General features: G+C 35.7%; 16 protein-coding genes. 1 reads left to right on the forward strand and 15 read right to left on the reverse strand.

Features of this window, described 5'->3' with window-relative positions:
- Positions 1-115: 115 nt before the first annotated feature.
- From MWU56_RS13500 to MWU56_RS13570, 15 genes are all read right to left on the reverse strand, one after another.
- Positions 116-400, reverse strand: a complete 285-nt coding sequence (locus MWU56_RS13500; RefSeq protein ID WP_247045141.1) for a hypothetical protein — start codon at positions 398-400, stop codon at positions 116-118.
- Positions 397-1224, reverse strand: a complete 828-nt coding sequence (locus MWU56_RS13505) for a tetratricopeptide repeat protein (protein ID WP_247045143.1) — start codon at positions 1222-1224, stop codon at positions 397-399. Before MWU56_RS13505 ends, MWU56_RS13500 begins: the two co-directional genes overlap by 4 nt.
- A gap of 372 nt (positions 1225-1596) precedes the next feature.
- On the reverse strand, positions 1597-2691 hold the full coding sequence (locus MWU56_RS13510; RefSeq protein WP_247045145.1) for a DUF748 domain-containing protein: 1095 nt from the start codon (positions 2689-2691) through the stop codon (positions 1597-1599).
- Between the two features lie 7 nt (positions 2692-2698).
- Entirely contained in the window at positions 2699-4234 is a 1536-nt protein-coding gene (locus tag MWU56_RS13515) for a DUF748 domain-containing protein (protein WP_247045147.1), read from the reverse strand.
- Positions 4235-4284: 50 nt separating this feature from the next.
- Positions 4285-4683 carry an arsenate reductase family protein gene (locus MWU56_RS13520; protein WP_247045149.1) on the reverse strand — a complete coding sequence of 133 codons (399 nt, stop codon included), beginning with the start codon at positions 4681-4683 and terminating at the stop codon, positions 4285-4287.
- A gap of 423 nt (positions 4684-5106) precedes the next feature.
- Positions 5107-6591, reverse strand: coding sequence for a pyridoxal phosphate-dependent decarboxylase family protein (locus MWU56_RS13525; protein ID WP_247045151.1), 1485 nt, complete (start codon positions 6589-6591; stop codon positions 5107-5109).
- A 285-nt stretch (positions 6592-6876) separates the two neighbouring features.
- On the reverse strand, positions 6877-8259 hold the full coding sequence (locus tag MWU56_RS13530; protein ID WP_247045153.1) for a hypothetical protein: 1383 nt from the start codon (positions 8257-8259) through the stop codon (positions 6877-6879).
- 3 nt (positions 8260-8262) lie between these two features.
- Positions 8263-10416, reverse strand: coding sequence for a sensor histidine kinase (locus tag MWU56_RS13535; RefSeq protein ID WP_215927504.1), 2154 nt, complete (start codon positions 10414-10416; stop codon positions 8263-8265).
- Positions 10404-11633: a DNA cytosine methyltransferase gene (locus MWU56_RS13540; RefSeq protein WP_247045155.1), complete on the reverse strand. Its 1230-nt coding sequence runs from the start codon at positions 11631-11633 to the stop codon at positions 10404-10406. The genes MWU56_RS13535 and MWU56_RS13540 overlap by 13 nt, the downstream gene beginning before the upstream one ends.
- A gap of 1 nt (position 11634) precedes the next feature.
- Positions 11635-11850, reverse strand: a complete 216-nt coding sequence (locus tag MWU56_RS13545) for a helix-turn-helix domain-containing protein (RefSeq protein WP_247045157.1) — start codon at positions 11848-11850, stop codon at positions 11635-11637.
- 422 nt (positions 11851-12272) lie between these two features.
- A complete protein-coding gene (locus tag MWU56_RS13550; RefSeq protein WP_247045159.1) occupies positions 12273-12998 on the reverse strand; it encodes a DUF3307 domain-containing protein in 726 nt (241 codons plus the stop codon).
- Positions 12995-13594: a transcriptional regulator gene (locus MWU56_RS13555; protein WP_247045161.1), complete on the reverse strand. Its 600-nt coding sequence runs from the start codon at positions 13592-13594 to the stop codon at positions 12995-12997. Before MWU56_RS13555 ends, MWU56_RS13550 begins: the two co-directional genes overlap by 4 nt.
- Positions 13595-13774: 180 nt before the next feature.
- Positions 13775-14227 carry a hypothetical protein gene (locus MWU56_RS13560; protein WP_247045163.1) on the reverse strand — a complete coding sequence of 151 codons (453 nt, stop codon included), beginning with the start codon at positions 14225-14227 and terminating at the stop codon, positions 13775-13777.
- Positions 14228-14334: 107 nt separating this feature from the next.
- Positions 14335-14526, reverse strand: a complete 192-nt coding sequence (locus MWU56_RS13565; RefSeq protein ID WP_247045165.1) for a hypothetical protein — start codon at positions 14524-14526, stop codon at positions 14335-14337.
- Between the two features lie 164 nt (positions 14527-14690).
- Positions 14691-17189, reverse strand: a complete 2499-nt coding sequence (locus tag MWU56_RS13570) for a zinc-dependent metalloprotease (RefSeq protein WP_247045167.1) — start codon at positions 17187-17189, stop codon at positions 14691-14693.
- Positions 17190-17454: 265 nt separating this feature from the next.
- On the opposite strand from MWU56_RS13570, the gene MWU56_RS13575 reads away from it, so the two are divergent.
- Complete coding sequence (locus tag MWU56_RS13575) at positions 17455-18168, forward strand: hypothetical protein (RefSeq protein ID WP_247045169.1); 714 nt, start codon at positions 17455-17457, stop codon at positions 18166-18168.
- Positions 18169-18434 lie beyond the last annotated feature (266 nt).

The following is an 18434-nucleotide window of genomic DNA, read 5'->3' on the forward strand; positions in this document are numbered from 1 at the left end:
GAGTAGTTGCGTGGATTAGCACTTAACTTAGCAAGTACACACCAAACTGAAAATCCTCGAGGATTTTCAGAACTAGGCGAGAACAAGCAATTACTTATAGCCATTGTTAGCAGCTTTAGTTATTATCCTTTTCTAATTGTTTTTTATAATTAGTTTTACTCCAGTTTCCTCCTAAAATATTAATCAAATAATTTAGTTTTTTTGTTCTTTCTTCCTCGGAATCTTTAAATGTTCTTCTTACATCAGAAAAATCCCATCCCATAAAACGTTTGCGAGTATTTTCATCTAAATCTGTAATGAATTTCTCTATTATTTCTGTTATTTTATCTGGGTCGTTTTGGTTATATAAATAAAGAGCCTGTAAATAAACAGATTTTGGATTATCGTAATTAATATTCAATTCAGTTTTGTAATATCTCTTAATTCAACAAACTCATCATTACGTTCAGTAATCAATAATAGTTCTGCTAAATCATATAATGAATTGTTGTTTTTTGGCTCATCCGCTAAAATAGATTTGTTAATGTTTATAGCATCCTCATATTGTTGCATTCTGAAATATGCTAAAGCCTTTAGGTGTCTTAAATCATTGTCTTTAGGTTCCAATTCAAGTCCAATAGTTATATATTCTAACGCTTGTAAATAATTTCCATTAGATATGTTAGTATTGGCTTTTTCTTTAACATCTAATATTTTTAACTTTTTGTCTTGTTCCTGATTTAAACTGTTAATTTCATTTATCTGTTTATCGAAAGATTTTTGATAATCCTTTAAATCGTTATAATCATTCTCAAATTTGGTCTTTAAGCCAGCAAATTCCTTTAATTCTTTTTCATATTCTTTTTTTGTTTTGACTATGCTATTTATTCCTAAAAATCCGAGAACAGATATTAATCCTAAAATGAGTGTAATTATAGTTTGAATACGTGAGTAATTGTTTGAATAAGTCTCCTTTAACAAATCCTTTTCAATCTTATAATTCAATTGATTTGTAGTCACTTGCTCAATTTTATTTTCTAATAAAGAAACTTGATTTTCTAATTTTACTATCTTAATTGAATCATTTTGACTAAATAAAAAGGTTGTTAGAAATATCAGGATGATAGTTAATTGTATTTTCATAAGTTGGTTTTGTATTGCTGCTAACTTGTTTATAGAAGCATAAAACACATCGCTATACCCCCAATTGAGGATGTAACCGATATATTTAGCTTTTCTATGCAAAGCATAACGGGTTGTTGTAAAGTTCTAGGGGAGGGGCTGCGTGTTGGCAAATTACTAATAACCAATAAAATAGCGTTGCGTAAAAACCTTAAAAAAACTAGGGGTTTTGTGCAATTGACAATTTGCAATGAACAATTTGCAATGAACAATTAACAATGAACAATAAACAATGAGGAATGGTTAATGGTGAAAGGGGGTGGTAGGGAATGTTTACAATTAAAAATGAAACATGTGATTTTTCAGTAACATTGCACTTTTTTTCTAAACTCTAAACTCTAAACTCTAAACTCTAAACTCTAAACTCTAAACTCTAAACTCTAAACTCTAAACTCTAAACTCTAAACTCTAAACTCTAAACTCTAAACTCCCTTTCTACTCCGAGTTTTGTTCGTTTGCTTTTTCCTGTACGTTTTTAAACTCAATATCATCGTCCACCATACCTTTAAAGGCTTGAATCCATGCATTTTTAAAAATGTTGGTGATCGTGGGCCATATTTTGGTATCCACATCATTCAGATCGCCTTCCAAGGGTACTTTGGTGGCCAAGGTATTTTCCTTTTGGTTTTTTAGGAGAAACTTAAAAAAGCCCACAAAGCCTTCCCATAAGGTTTCCAAAAATGCATCTTCTTTGCCAATAAGTTTGGCATCTTCGATTATGGGCTTTAGGTAGCCTTGCAGGTAACCATCGGCAATGGCCATTTCGCTGTACACATTAAAACTCCCTTTGTCAAAATCCAGTCCAGCGTAGTGGTCGGTAAAATCGTTGAGGGCGGTTGCGTTGGCATTTTCGAGGCTTAGGGCAAGATCCATATCCGGTATTTGCTTTACAATGTCCATTTCCCCTTCCAAATGGAGGTTGCCTCCGCCAAAACTAATGGCATCGGCAGAAAGGTTGCTGGGCAAACGGGCTTCTTCCCGCACCACGTTGCGCAGGTTGGTGGCATAGAGTTCCAAACTGTCCAAATGAAGGTCTATGTTGGGGTTTGCGGCCAATTGCACAAAGGCGACCTTACCCCCGTGAATTTCCAGTTTGTTGATGTCAATCGGCACCAAGTCGGTTAGTGCTTTGGACCAATCTTCAACATTGGCATTTTCTGGGGTTTCTTTTTGTTGGTCTTCAAATACGTAGATCAATTGCGGGCGTGTCATATTGATCTCGCTCACCACCTCTCCCTTTATAAGGGAACTCCATTCCACGGAAATATGGGTTCTTTCAAAATTGAGAAAGGGAATCTCGGAACCGGCATTCACCTTGTTCAAGTACAGATGATCTATAATGTAGGCACCTGTAAGCAGGGAAATGTCAATATCCTCTACATGGCCATAATGGCCGGGAATATCTGCCAATACCTTGTTCACATAATTTTTTACGATATAGGGCAATGCAATCCGTAGGCCTATCAATAGAACAAGAATGATGAAAGGTATGAGGTACCGCTTGCGCTTGTATATTTTTTTCTTTGCCATGTTAGTTTTAATTTTTTTCGCCACGCCCCGTCATGGTATCCAACAACCCTTCTTGTAGGTTGATCCACAAATAATTGAAGAAAGATTTGTCTTGATTTCGGGATACTTTAAAATCTCCGTAGCGGTAGCCGTCCTTATCTGCATCCTGGCCATCCTTGGCAAAAAGATTTACTACGGCGGTGAGTATTTTGTTTACGCCCAACCGGTCTTTTTTGAGAACGGTGAACTCAAAATCATCGTATTTCATTTTCATATCGCCCTGCGATTCCAATTCGTTCCCGCTGATTGTGAAATATAGTTCCTCCACGGTTCCTTTTACCCTTGCCCTCAGGTTGCTGCTCAAGAAGGGACTTATACTTTCGGATTGGAAATTGTACAGGGTGCCCTTGGCCAAAAAGCGGTTGGATGTGTTATGGGGATCAAAGGACCAACCGAGTGTAAACGGACCGTTGTTCATAAGTTTGGCTTCTATATCAACGTTCACATCACCACTGCCATGGGTGTGCACATTGTTTACAGTGGCCTCGATATCCGTAAAACTTAGGTTTTCCGGTTCCACATCCGGTTCTAGACGTTCTTGATAGGTGATGAGCCCTTTTTCAATCTCGATACTGTCCACCTTTAGGTCTATGGGCAAATCGCGTAGGGCTTGATTGTACAATTTTTTGTGCGAGGTGTCATCCGGTACTAGTTTATCGCGGTACACATGAAAAACGGGTTCTTGCAATTGCATTTTGCCTAGGTGGAAATAGGGTAGGTCGGTCTGCATACCAAAATCCCAATCTGTTAGAAGAATATTGGCAATGGTTAAATCATAATGATCGTGCTCCACTAAAAGTTTTTTGGAGAGATCCGCTTTACTATACCGGGATTGTAAGGCGAGTTGTTGAATGTTGCCATTCTTATGGTTGAGCGCTATTTTTTGGAACGTGATAAATTCCCAGGGGCTGAGAGTAAGGTAGCCCTGTTTGGTGTTGAGTTGGTACTCACCAAAGGTGAAGGGTATTTGTTGCGTGGAAGTCTCTTGGTTGAAAGTGATATCCGAAAGCTTAAAATCAATATTTTCCAAGGTCGCGATACTGTCCGCTTTTTGGTTCAACAATTTGTAGCTTCCACTCTGCAAGCTGATATTATCAATTGTGATGTTTTGTGAAACACTTTTTTCCTTTTCTGTGGTGGCGGAATTCTTTGGCTTTTGTTGCTGCACAATATTGGGAGATGCAATGGTGAGGTCGTTAAGCGCTATGGCACCATTTTTAAACAGGGGCCAATAGCGTAAGCCGGAAACTGTTATAGATTCAGCACCAAAATCGATGTGGTTATCTGGGGAGTCCATTTGCACATCGGTTAGTTTGATTTTGCCCAATAGTACATTGGTACTTAAATCGCCATAGCTTAGGTTGAGGGATTGTGGTACTTTTTGGTTTAGGATTGTTTTTATTTTATGGCTGAAGAACAGTTGCGCCGCAATCCCTACTATAATTACGAGTGAGAGAATTCCAATTCCTATTTTTTTGTTTCGGGATGTGCTGTTTTGCGGCATATATTTTTTTAAATGTTCTGGTGTTTGTGTTTAAGTGGGCAGGTACTGGTTCAGTCCTTCCTGTCCAAAAATGCCATAACTTCCGAAGGGGTGTCAATTTGTATGGCCCGATCACCGTTTACCAATATGGGCTGGGTGACTACTTTGGGATTGTTCTCCAAAATCTTGAGCCAATCGTTTTCATCTTCTAGATCTGGTTGGCCGCTGTATTGTTTTTTAAAATCGGGGTGATCGGTGTTGATCAATTCTTTAATGGGTTTCCGAAGGCGATTTGCAAGTTCCGTCCATTGCGTAGCGGTAATCTTGGTCTTGGAATAATCCACACTCAAAATTTTGTGTTTTGTGCTTTTTAAATAGCCCAACGTCTGCATGCCTTTGTTGGTTTCCGCATTGTAGAACAGCTTTATTTCCCTGTCGTTTGTTGATATAACTCCCATATCGTCCTTCATTAAAAATCTTTTACCGTAAACTAAAGGTTTTTTGGTTGCAGGGCTTAACGCTATCCATTTTTTTAATGTCTTAATTGATAGTATCGAACAGGTAAGCCTTCCAAAAGTTCGGATACGGTGGTCACGGGCTATCTCGGCAACGGATTAGCCATTGTCGGACTCTTTTAAAATCTTCGGGAACTGCGTGGGTGAAAATCGACTCTTCCTCAGTCTGCTGTTTAAAATTATAATTATCATTCTACTTTTAAACAGTTCGGTTTTATGGGGAGCTTATATTTTAGGGAAGGCTACAAAAGGGGTAAGGCTAAGGTCTTGTATATGGCTCGTAGCGTGCAAATTAGAAAATTTGGCGACTTTCTAAATATGCTTTAACCGCTATCAATCAAATAATTAGCTATAAGCTATATACATCTTAAGTTTGATTTATGATTTTTGTTTAGATAATTTCGAATGAGTTTTTCTTCCTTCTCGAATTATTATTTCAGTAATCTCTTTAATATCTTTTTTTGAGGTTCTGAAATTCACAATACAAGCTCTTAAACAATACATTTCATTCACCATAGCATTTGATATAAACAACTCACCGCTTGTTTGTAATTCATTTAATAATTCTTCATTTAATTCATTTAGATAATCAGTATCTCCTTCAAAATTTAATGGAACAAATCTAAAAGTAGTAATACTTAAATTTTGTGAAACTGCCTTTAATTCAGGATGATTTTTAGCTAGGTCAAATAATATTTGTGACAATTCAATATCTTCACTAATTAGTTTTTGATAACCGTTTCGACCAACTTGTTGTAAAGTTAACCAAACTTTTAATGCTCTAAATCCACGCGAATTTTGCATTCCAAATTCGTAATAGTTTTGAGCGTTTTCCCCTTCTGTACTTGTGAAATTGTAATATTCTGGATGAGAGCTAAAAGTATCAATTAAATGCTGTGGGTTTTTCACTAACGTGCATCCAGCTTCAAGCGGACTATATAGCCATTTGTGAGGGTCAAGAGCTATGGAATCAGCTTCGGAAAGACCATCAAACAGGTTTTTATAATCAGGAAGAACAGCTGCTGGTACACCATATGCACCATCAATATGAAACCATAAATTAAAAGCTTTGCAGATAGTTGCTATTTCTTTTAGGTTATCAATAACACCAGTACTTACATCACCAGCAGTACCAATTACCATAAATGGTTGTAAACCGTTTTCTATATCTTCTTTAATTGTTTCTTCAAGAACCTCAATATTCATTCTATTTGAAGAATCAGTTTGAATCCAGCGAATTGAATTTGTGCCTAAACCAAATAAAATAGCAGCTTTATCAATCCAAGTGTGTGTAGTTTTTGAGCAATAGACAGTTAATCTTTTAGATATAGTTGAAAGTCCATCTTCTTTTATACTTTTAGGAGATTTGGCTGTTCTAGCGGCTAAAAATGCGGTGAAATTTGCCATATTGCCGCCACTAACTAAAATGCCACCGTAGCTAGGTGAAACACCAATAAACTCAGCCAGCCATTGAACTGTTTGCTTCTCAATTTCAGTTGCCATTGGACTTAAAATATGGGCACCAACATTTGGATTTATAGATGCTGCAAGTAAATCAGCCAAGGCTCCAATTGGGGAAGCGGATGAAGTGATATAACCTAAAAATTTAGGATGTCCATTAAACAATGAATGATTAAGTAATAAATCTGTTACTCGTGGTATTAGTTCTGTTGCTGATATTCCATTTTTTGGTAATGAAGTATTTCCTAATATACTTTGCAGTTGACTGGGACTTTCGTTAACTGTAACAGGTTTTTTATCAATACTAGAAATGAATTCAGAAATGTCATCTATTAATTTATGTCCGATTTCTCGAAATTCTTCTTTGTTGATTTCTATTGAATTATCTCGATTTTCATTCATTCTACTATGTTTATTTGCAATGTGCTACAACGGTCTAGTATAAGAATAGTAGCGGATTTTTTACGTACTAACTTTTCGGTTAAGCACAGACCTTTTTTATATTTACTTACTTGCGATTTAGCATTAAAACCGCTATTATTTTTATACATTGTTGTAAGCTGGCTTTTCTTTCCACAAACTTGCTAGCGTTTGCAGAAGACATACTCTTTGACAAGTTTTGGCTTTAGCAGTGGGCTTTTGAGCGACTTGGCAATGTGTATGGCTTTCAGCGTTGGCTTATCCAGTTTATCTGTCATCCAAGAACAATATTCCTTGTCTGCTAATATGTCTTGATAATTTTGATTGAATTTCGGCTAGTAATTGTTGTCTTGCTCTAAATAATGGATTTAGATTTTTTAAATTTCCACCCTTGTTGCTTGTAAAGAAGTATCGAAAGTGTAATATCATCACGCAACTAACTTCTTTAAATAGAAATTTTGGCGAAATGAAAATTGCTTCTGATTTTGTATCAATATATTCCAAATGTTCTGAACTGATTATCATACCTTTCACACATCTATTATATTCATATTTATTCTGTACGTAATCGCACAAAGGTGTTGCAGTTAGATATATTCTTTTCCAAGTACTTCTAATTTCTTTTCGTTTAGAAGAAGATTTTTTATTAATTAATTTATTTATTGCAGATTCAGTTTTGTCTTTAATTTCCTCTTCTGTTAACTCTGTTTCAATCTTAGACCTACTGAAAGAATTATTAAGTAATTCTTGAAAAATTGCTTCTGTTTTTGTGTTTTGGTCTTCTATTACTGAACCAGGATATTCTATTGGTTCATTGTCATCAGAAAAAAGCAATTTTTTGTTAATAGAATGAAATGATTCAAATTTTGGGTTATCTGAATCTTCTACAGTTAATTCTTCTGGGTTTTCTATGTCCTTAGAATTAACGCTTTTTTCTAAAGTGTCATTGGCTAAATATGTAAGTGAATTATACGCACTTTTAATTTTTTCTGCAGAATCTTGTTTAAAATAAGCTTTACCTGAATAACTAATACCTAATTTATTAATCAAGTGATTTGCATTGTCAGTCCAGTTTTCATAAGTATGGTATGAGCTGAATATTTCTTGCAAGGTTCTATCAGATGCAGTGTGCACTTGATTTTCCCAATTTAGAAGATATGAATACGCGAGTTCTGAATTAATGATTTTATTTAATTCTTCAATAATGTCAATGTCAGTTTCTGCTTCTTCGCTTGAAAAGTTTGGAAAAAAATCTGATTTGACAAAACCTCTAATACTAATTGGTTGTCTATCCTTTAATTCATTTTCAAATAAACCCCTAACTAAACTTTCGTGTTCTTTTTGATGGCGACTCCAAAATATTAAAGCATACGGAAAATTCTGTGGTGATATTACTCTTCTTAAAACATTTATTAATGTGCTTTTTACTAACTTCTCATCTAAAGTTGCTTTTTCATCTACTAAGTTAATATCAAGAAATAAAACTCTAATATCATTAAACCTTGAATCAGCATCAGGTAAATAACTTATATCATTTCCTTTGTAAAACGCATAAGGAATCTGATTTTTGGATAAGGCTTTTAGCAATGGTTCTGCCTGTGATATTTCATCGTCAATAATGGCAATTCTTCCATTTAAAGGTATATTCATATTCTATTTTTTAAATGCAAAAACTACTGATGCACCATTATTAAATTCTTTAGGAAGTTCAAATTCGCCCTCTTCTGGAAAATATAATCTACCTTTTTGAGCTTCCATTATTTCATTAGCGATATGTAGACCTAATCCCATACCGCCTGGTTTGGCTGATACAAATGGTTCGGTGATGTCATCTGTCGGTATTAGAAATCCAGTACCATTATCTGCAATAATTAAGTTTATAAATTTTTCATCTTCAACTAAATCAAAATATATTCGCTTTTCATAAAGCTCATTCTTCTCTTTTTCTTTAATAGCTTTCTGGTCGAGCCAATAGATAGAATTGTCTATTAAATTCATTAAACTTCCAATGAGTAAATTTTTAGCAACTTTTACTCTTTGTGTTCCCTTATATTCTTTATAACCTTTAGTTATTTGAATTTTATGAGATTCCAAGCGATATTCTGTATTAAACAAAGCTTGTTCAATGATAGTAGTAATACTTTCTGTTGATTGATTTGATTTTCGAATAATATCTGCATATCCATCAATTAAGGAAGATAGATGCTCGACAAGTTTTAGTACTCTTTCAGATGCTTGTTCTGCTTTTAAAACCTTTTCAACTTCATAAATTATTTTTTCTACCTCGTGGACTATTACAGACATACTTAATCCTGCACCAGCGGCTTTTAAGAGGTTTTCACTTAAAATATTAAAATCTGATTCAATCTTATTGAAGTATTTAATAATTTGTTGTCGAATAGGTGTTTCTTTTACTTTTTCCTCAACATATTTTTTTGCTTCACTAAGTGTAGATTTTACTGGTGAAGATTTTGGTGTAGGTCCATAAACTTCTTTAAGCTTTTTTTTATCTGGAAATCGTAATGTTTCAATTAAATCAATAGTGTGTAATATTGATGCTCTCAAAGCTTGGTATGCATCGTTTTCTACAAATCCTTCTCGATTTGTTTTTTCAACTAAACCGCTACTTTCTTTTCTGTCTAATGAAATAGCCGATAGAATGTTGTTATTACTGATACGTTTTGCAGGTTGTTGAAAACGTCTATGGTCTAAATCTAGCCAATCATTTTCTGGCTCACCATAATCATAAACTCTTAGTCCATCTCTAAAAACTCTAACACCACCATTTTGACGAAGATATTTTTTAAAACCAGTTTTGTCAGACACACCTAATTTCAGGATAAATGGGTCTTGGTCAAAAATGTAACCTTCAAAAGTTATTTTACCAATATTGAATTGAGAAAGATTAATAATTCCTTCGTTATCAGATTTTGGCGGATATCTTAAGTTAATAGAATTGTCTATTAATTCATTTGTTTGGTCAACTGTTCTTGGATGAAGTTTGCTCATTGTATCCCAAGGTGTGAAGTTGTACTCAAAGTTTGTTATTTTACTGCCCTCTAAGGTTACTTTATAATTGAACAAAGAAAATTCTTTAACATCTTCCCAATTTAGTAAACCATCAAACCAATTAGGTTTGTCTAGTACACCAAAACTTGGTTTGAACGAATCGTTTTTTTCAAAAGGTGAAGCCAAAGCAGTTATAGACCTTTTAACTTCACGAGCCATACCTCTCGTCCAATTCTTACGTAAATTGGAAATTAGAATATTAGTTCCTGTTTTCCCATCTTTAAACAAAAGTGGATTTGGTCGCTCTTTGATTGTAATTGGTACATCCTCTAAATATTTATATTTTTCGAAATCAGTCCAATTTATTTTAACAAAAACCTCATTTTCATTTTCAGCCTTTGTTGTCATTTCAATAACATTTCCCAGTTTGTGAACGCCAAATCTGCCAATACCTTTTTCTCCAATTGGTAATCTATTAAATTTAGGTGAAGCCTCTTGATTTTTAATTTTTTGTGATTTGAAGTCACTACCAGGTTCTAACCATACATTTTCAACTACATAAGGGCTCATTCCATATCCATCATCTTCTATGATTATTACCCCTTCATTTGGCGAATCTACATTGTCCATATAGATGTTAACATTTGTTGCGTCAGCATCATAAGAATTCTTCACTAATTCAACCAAAGCTATGCTTTCGTTTTTTATTAGTTGGTCTCCCAGTTGCAGAAGTAAACGGGCTCTAGGTTTAAACCTTACTGGTCTTTCTTCTTCGTCTTTTTTGATTATATCTGACATAAATGTTTTTTCATTGATTTTGCAATAGCATTGGCCATTAATGGTGGAACAGCATTGCCTATCTGTTTAAATGCAGCTGAACGAGAACCTTCAAAAAAGAAGTCATCTGGGAACGACTGCAATCTAGCTGCTTCTCTTACTGAGATTGAACGACATTGTTTAATATCAGGATGAATATAGTAATGTCCGTCTTTTGCAATATGAGCTACTACAGTATGAGAAACTCCATTACCATTCACAACTTTATATCTATCAGTAAATGAAGTTTCGTTTTTATGAGTTTTTAATTCTTTAGGTAAATCGGGATATTTTAAACGTTCCTCATTTTTATTCCATTTTTTAATCGCTGTTTTGTAGATTTTTAAATCTCGCTCATTATGTGGTCGAGAAATATGCTGAGTAACAAAATCAACTCCGTTTCTTAATTCAAATTTTTGTAAGTAATCGTTCTTTAGACCTTTGTATTTAGCAATCTTTAAAGCGTCTCCAGGTTTCAATTTTGGTAAGTCCTTAAAAATATCATTTACGGTAAATTTTTCAGCTATTTTTTTAATTTCAGGAAAACCATAATCGTTATTCTTTTTCCAACCAACAATTATTATTCTTTTTCTGGCTTGTAAAACTCCATAATCGGCAGCATTCAAAGTGTCGTGATAAACCTCATAACCAATTTTTCTAAAGTAAGCCTTGAGGTTTCTAAAATGCTGTCCTTTGTTAGCACTTAATAGACCTGGTACATTTTCAAAAACAAATGCCTTTGGTTCATATTTTTTTAAGAATCGACCATATTGAATATATAACTTATTTCTTGGGTCATTCTCAATGTTCTCGTGATGCCTACCAAGTAAAGAGTATGCCTGACAAGGCGGTCCGCCAATTATTAAATCTACTTTTCTGTCGTTTAATGTCTTGTCGATTTGTGAAAATATTGATTTAATAGAATCGTCTGTAATTTCAATATTCAAAACAGAATCTAAAATCTTTTTTGGTACCTGAGTGTATAATTCTTCTCTTGAAATTTTTCCTTTTAGATAATCTATATAAGTTTCTTCTTTTCCATTTTTTGTTAGAAAATGATAGGCTGCTCTGGTTCTTATAGAATCACAAGCATAATTATCCATTTCTATATGTGAAATTGGGTTTAATCCAGCTCGGATAAATCCTTCTGACATTCCAGATGCTCCCGCGAATAAATCTATGAAATTCAATTCATCCATATTATATATTCAGTTTTAAATGTCCATAAATTTTCTCAAGAATCTCATTTGGGTCAGAGTCTATTGCTTTGGAAATCAGATATAGTTCTTCTGCTTTAAGATTTGTATTATCCTTCGTGCTTAGCTGACTTAAGCGAGATTTTCCAATCCCAGTTTTTCGTGAGACTTCCGCTTTATTTATTGATTTGTCAGTAAGATACTTACCAAGAATAGTCATATTTAATTATTTGTGATAGTTCTGTAAAAGTAAACAAAAGTTTCGATTAACTGGACAAAAGTGTTTAAATAAGTTACAATTGTATTCAATTTGTCAGGGTGGCGGTGGGGAAGAGAAAGCTCTTTTTATTTTGTGAGGTACGAGTAAAATGAAATGTACTTGAACGTTCGGTGGCTCTTTTTTCAGCTTGCTTACAACTTGTTTATAGAAGCATAAAATACACTTCTATACCCCCAAATGGGGATGTAACCGATGTATTTATCTAAAGCATGCATCGTTTTTAATTTCATAAAATAGGGGGGCTGCGAACGGCAAATTACTAATTCATAAATAAACAGCATTGTGGAAAAACCTTAAAAAAGCCGGGGTTTTTCCATAGAGCACAAAATAAAGAAGGTAAAAAAAAAGGAGTCGGCCAGTGGCTACAGTTGGTTGGACAGGTATAGGTAGCCTATTCCGGAAAGAATGGCCAGTCCAAAACTTAAGAGGGTGCCGATAAGAACGTACTCTGTTAATTTTCGGTTTTTGCCCTTGTTGAGGTCCCCAAATCGGAACACGGATTTAGCGGCAATCAAGAGACCGATGGCGGCCCATTGCTGCATCAAGATAAATCCAAATACAAAAAGCCGTTCCAACATACCAATATAGGTTCCTGCATTTTTTAGGGAACCACCTTCATCAGGTTCATCACTTTTGGCCACTTCATCAATATAGGGAGCCAACAGCATTCGCATGATAATGCCAGATACATAGGAAACAAATATCAAGCATGTTATCAGTAACAGGGCTTTTTCATCAAAAATTTGAGCGAAATCAATTTTAAAGGGATACACCCAATACAAAACACCACATAAAACCAAAAGATGCAGCACTTGGTCCACCACAAAAAGCCAGCGATAGTTTTTGGGGTTGGTGAGGTGCAGTTTTCCCAAATCAATCAGGTAATGGGTTGCCACAATAACCGCAATGGCGCCCAAATGTTGGAATTGCAATAGGAGCAAAAGTATCAATACATGCACCCCCATATGAAAATAGAGGTATTTAGATTTGCCTTTCTTTTGTAACTTATCTTCTACCCAATGCTTTGGTTGGAGCACAAAGTCTCCGATAAAATGGGCCAGTAACAATTTTAGGGCAAAAAGCATCATAATTGGACGAGTTGGTTGTTGTAAAATTGAATCATTTTTTTGACTTCGTCAAATCCAGCTTTGTTGAGTTCTTCGCTAATGTTCCCTTGTGATTTGTTGAGCAAGGATGCCAGCTCTTTTTGGTTCATGTCTGGGTTCTCCAGGGCATATTTCACTGTTTTTGAGATGGCAGGTGTCCAGTTGTCCATGGTAAGAAGGGCTAGTTGGAGCAATAAATTGATTTGTTCGTCAAACTTTTTATTAGATGATCGGATGCCTAAATTCTGCTTTTTGAGCTGTTCAAAACATTGACCGGAGTTAACAAAAGCAGGACCATTGGATTCTGTGATTTTAGCCGCTTCGTAGTTTTTTTCGCCCAGCCCAATGGCTATCCTAACATCCATATTCCGAATTTGCTTAATATTTGCCTTGATATAGATTGCCGCTTCCAGAGCATTTTCTTGGGTGGTCTGCAATTGAAAACTATCACCTCGGTATATTTCCCAATCGGCAGGTTCATTGCCATATTTGCCCAACGCTTGTTTGAGCAAGGGCAACCATATACTGGCTTTATATTCCGAAGAGTTTTTAATATCTCCTGTAAGTATGGCACTCATGGGCATTATATTTAATAAATATCTTCTAAAAAGCAGATAATTTAAAATATCTGTAAATAAACAGATAATCAAATATATCTGTAAAATAGCAGATAATCAAATATTTCAATAAAAAAGTGTTATAAAAAAGAAACCGCGACCATGGCAGGCGCGGTTTCTTAAAAAAATCAACAAAAAACACTATCCTCTTCTCCCTCTCTCCTCCATTTTTTTCTTGCCGTGCATAAACTTTTTGCGTTTGTGCATTTTTTTCCAGGATTCGTATTGATCCTCATCCAGTATTTTTTTCATTTGCTCCTGAACTGCAATTTGACGATCTAATCGTTCATTTTCCATTTTAAATCGTTCCTCAGAAGTTGGCTTTTTTCTTTCGCCACTTTCCCTTAAGGCCTTCATCTCTTCATGCTTTGCTCTTTTAGACGCTGCATTTTCTAAGTTGATGTCATATACCTTATCTTGTTGAGCGTTTGTCAAATCTAAAGCCAAGGTCATCTTTTTAGTTTGCAACGTGGCCATTTCTTCTGTGGTCAAGTCCATTTTTGCACCTTTGCGCATTTTTTTTGAACCATTATGTTTTTGAGCGGCCAAGCCAATACTCATCAGCATAACCAATACTACTGTCAATCGTTTCATATGTCTATATTTTAATGATTTATATCTTGGACAAATAGGGAGTCCAAAGGTTTAACCATCTTCATATAGTTTATGAAGCTTTTAACAATATGAATGTTTTTAGGGTGTTACTTGAGTTCTTCCTCAAGATTTTTCTCGGTATCATCTTCAAAATGGTCGTCATCTTGAAAATTGGTTTCTACAAAAGTGTCCGAATTGATGTGATCTTCGAATTTATCGTTTTGCTCCACAACGTAGTATAATGCGGAAGCTGCCACGAAACATAAAAAGTAGATGAAACTCTTAGCTTTGTAAGTCATGATGTTGAGATTTGGGATTACTAAAGTAATTAAACCGAATGGAAATCTCAGCGATTTGTTGTGAAATGATCTTGTTTAGATGTGAATGGAAAAAAAAATAAGGTGTAACCGAAAAACTCATCGGTTACACCTTAACAATTTGTACAAATCTAAAAAGGAAGCGCTTATTTAGGATCCAAAATCAAGTCTATACGCTCCAAAGCATCTTGCAAATGATAACGACTCATGGTGTCGGAAATTCTGGCAAGGCCACCTCTAATATCGCTCTTTAAATTGTTGAGCTCTGCACGTGCCACCGAACGAATGTCGGATTGACTTGTGTTGATGGGAGTTGATTTTCTATAACCTCCAAAATCAGGTGTTTTACTTTGGCTATCGGCGGTCATTAAATACTCCAAACGATCTATATGTGCTTTTTGCAGGTTTCTTCTGTAGGTATCGATGGTTGTACCATTTCGAGTCTCCGACCAAATTCCTCTTCGCAGGTCGCGCATCATTTCTACCAAACTGTAGGCTTCGTCACCGTTCAAGGCTTCACTTTCTATGAGCCTGGCCAATTTCCCCAAGTGCAACATGGTGTTCAAGGAGCGTTCTTGTGTGGCGCGAATACGCTCCACGGAACCAGAATATTCAATTTTGTTGAATATATTTTGATCAATCAACCATTCAGGTGTTTCAAAGAGTTGTTCTTGCATAAAAGCCATACAATTTTTCTGGTGCTCTTTGCTCACATGTACATATACTGCGCCTTCTTGGTCGGCGGTTTTATGGTACTCGTAAACACCTCCAATATTATTGGAAACGTGTCCCATGTATCTTTGGAACTGTGCGACCACTTGTCCGTACATGGTTTCCAAATCATCGTAGTTTTCACCTTCTTCGGTGGTCCATTCCATCAACTTTGGAACAATACGCTTTAGGTTCTCAATACCGTACAAACTGGCTTTAATGGCATTGTCCCCTAAATCCTCGGTTTGAGAGCTTGGATCGTGGATATCCCCAACTTGTTGGTGACCAAAACGGTACATTGGATCACCAGCATGCTCCAATATCCAATTATTAAGCGTGGTTTTTTCTTCTTTTGCCGTTTTGTCCAAAATAGGCTTGTATCCCCATTTAATGGCGTACTTGTCATAAATTCCAATATTGGGCATAAGGGCAACATCGTCATCACCAGGTTGGGCAACATAGTTGAAACGGGCATAATCCATAATAGATGGGGCCGTTCCATATTTTTCAGTAAAACTTGCCGAGCGTAACGAGTCTACTGGATAGGCTACGCTACTTCCCATATTATGGGGCAAGCCTAGGGTGTGACCCACTTCGTGGGAGGATACAAACCGTATCAACCGTCCCATGATTTCTTCTTTGAACTGGGTTTTTTGTGCTTCTGGATTGATTGCTGCCGTTTGCACAAAATACCAATTGCGCAACAAGCTCATTACATTATGGTACCAATTAATGTCCGATTCCAAAATTTCACCGCTCCTAGGATCGCTCACGTGAGGACCATTTGCGTTCGGAATAGGAGAGGCTAAATAACGTACTACAGAATATCTCACATCCTCTGGAGACCATTCTGGATCCTCTTCCAATGTAGGTGGGTCTTTGGCAATAATGGCGTTTTTAAAGCCTGCTGCTTCAAATGCAACTTGCCAATCTTCAATACCTTGTTTAATATAAGGCACCCACTCTTCCGGGGTTGCACGGTCCACATAATAAATAATGGGTTTTTTGGGCTCGACCAATTCACCTGCCTTAAATTTTTCAATGTCCTCATCTTTTACTTCGAGTCTCCAACGATCAAGGTAGGTAACCGTTTTACTTTCTTGGGCATCAAGACCATAATCTACTTGGCCCCGAGCAAACCAACCTACGCGTTCGTCAAAATAGCGACGTTTCATCGGTTCTTTAGGCAAAAGGATCATGGAGTTGTTTATTTCCAACGAAATGGAACCAAGGCTGGCATTGCTTGGTGGTTCACTGGAAAGATATGTTTTTACATGACGCGCTTCTATGTTCAGCGGATAACTCTTTATAGATTCAATATAGCTACGGTCGGCATCCATTCGGGTTACCTTATATCTTTTTCTGAAACGATCGGGAAAACCAAGAGCCTTTACATCTTTGGTGAACAAGGGGTCTATTTCTATTACCGTTGATGGGTTCAAGGAATCTTTTTTGTTGATGGCCTTGATGTTAAACGAGAAGAGGACAGGTTCGAAATTGGAATTTAAGACTGCCTCATGAACCGGCAAGGAATCGGCGGCTACATTCTCATAAGATGCTACCCGTACCAATACTTTCTTGTCCATTTTTTCCCAGCGCAACACTTGAGTATTTATTTTACCGCCACCAAAACCGATTCCAGTTGCCGTTTTGGAAATCCGGCTTACCATCAGCATTTCGCGATTAAATAAGGAATCGGGAATTTCGTAATATCGTTTGTCTTCTACAGTATGTACATTAAAAAGTCCGTTGTCCGTTACTGCATCCTTTGTTATTACTTTATCATAAGGTTTTATATCACCAGGTTTGGATTTGTTTTCCTTCTTTTGTTCGGTATCTTTCTTTTTCTTTTTAAAAAGTTGGGCTTCCGTAGTTTGAAATGTACCCAATAAAATAACTGCTAGTAAAAGTCGAAACAGTGAATTTTTGATCATTATATATCAGTTTGAAAAATTAAAGCGTCCAAAGAACCTAAAAATTGATTGAATTAATTGTTAAAAATATATTAACGGTTATTTTTTTAACGGAATTGCCCAACCTTTGGGAGTCCTGCGTTTTACTAATGGTTTGAGCTGTGTCCCCCTGTGTATCTACCTTCAGAGAGTGTTTGGTTTTTGTGAAAATATCTTAAAGAGTGTAACGTTTTGGTTTCTGTGTAGTCTTATAAGCATAACATCAATCACAAAATTCAATCAAAAAATGAACAAGTTATTATTAATTTATGGAAGTGTATTATTAAGTAGTACCGCCATAGCGAACGACCAACAAAATGCCCAGGTTGTGGAAATGCAAATTGAGACTCTTGGTAGCATAGAAAACAATTTGACTGCATTGAACATCAATGCCGAATTCTACGATTCAACTTTGGAGATGGAGAATTATCAGTTGAATTTGAACGAAGTAGCTTATTTAGAGGAAGAGCCGGTAACGGATTTAGGTTTTGATACCGCTGATTACCTTCCCGAGGATTTTGATCCTTACAAAAGCTATTTTGATTTGAATTCCATACTATATCTCGAAAATAAAGTTGATCCAGTGTTAGGTTTTGATACCCATAAGTACTTGCCGGAGCATTTTAACGCTTATACCCAAGTAGTGGACGTGCACTCAATCAATTACATGGAAGAAAAAGATATGGATCTAGGTTTTGATACTAAGGACTATCTGCCTGAAAACTTTTCTCCATATGAGGCTTACGTAGATTTAAGATCAATTCCTTTTGTAGAGGAAAAGATTGAACTCGAATTAGGCTTGGACAGTGATTATTTATTGCCTGAAGATTTTAATCCTTATACCGATGTAATTGCTATTACTTCTATCAATTATATGGAAGAAGATAATTTGGAATTGGGTTTTGATACTTCCAAGTATCTACCCGAAAATTTTGACCCCTATTCTGGGTCAATTCAGTAAAGTGTTTTTCATTTTACAACTTATTTGAGTTAGCTAAAAAACCCCTCAACCGAGGGGTTTTTGTTAAATATATCTTATAAGATGCTGGTTAACAAAAATATAACACAGGTTTTCGAAGGAATGGGATTCTTAATGAAATGATTATTTAGATATAGATAATTCAAACAATCCTCATATTGCGCTTAAGAAGTTCAACATTCTTAACCTTTTAGTGGAAAAAGGAGTTTCAGCGAAAATGGTATAGGTCGTTAATAAAAAATTAATTA

The sequence above is a fragment of the Allomuricauda sp. F6463D genome (assembly GCF_023015965.1).
In the GTDB taxonomy this organism is placed as follows: Bacteria; Bacteroidota; Bacteroidia; order Flavobacteriales; family Flavobacteriaceae; genus Flagellimonas.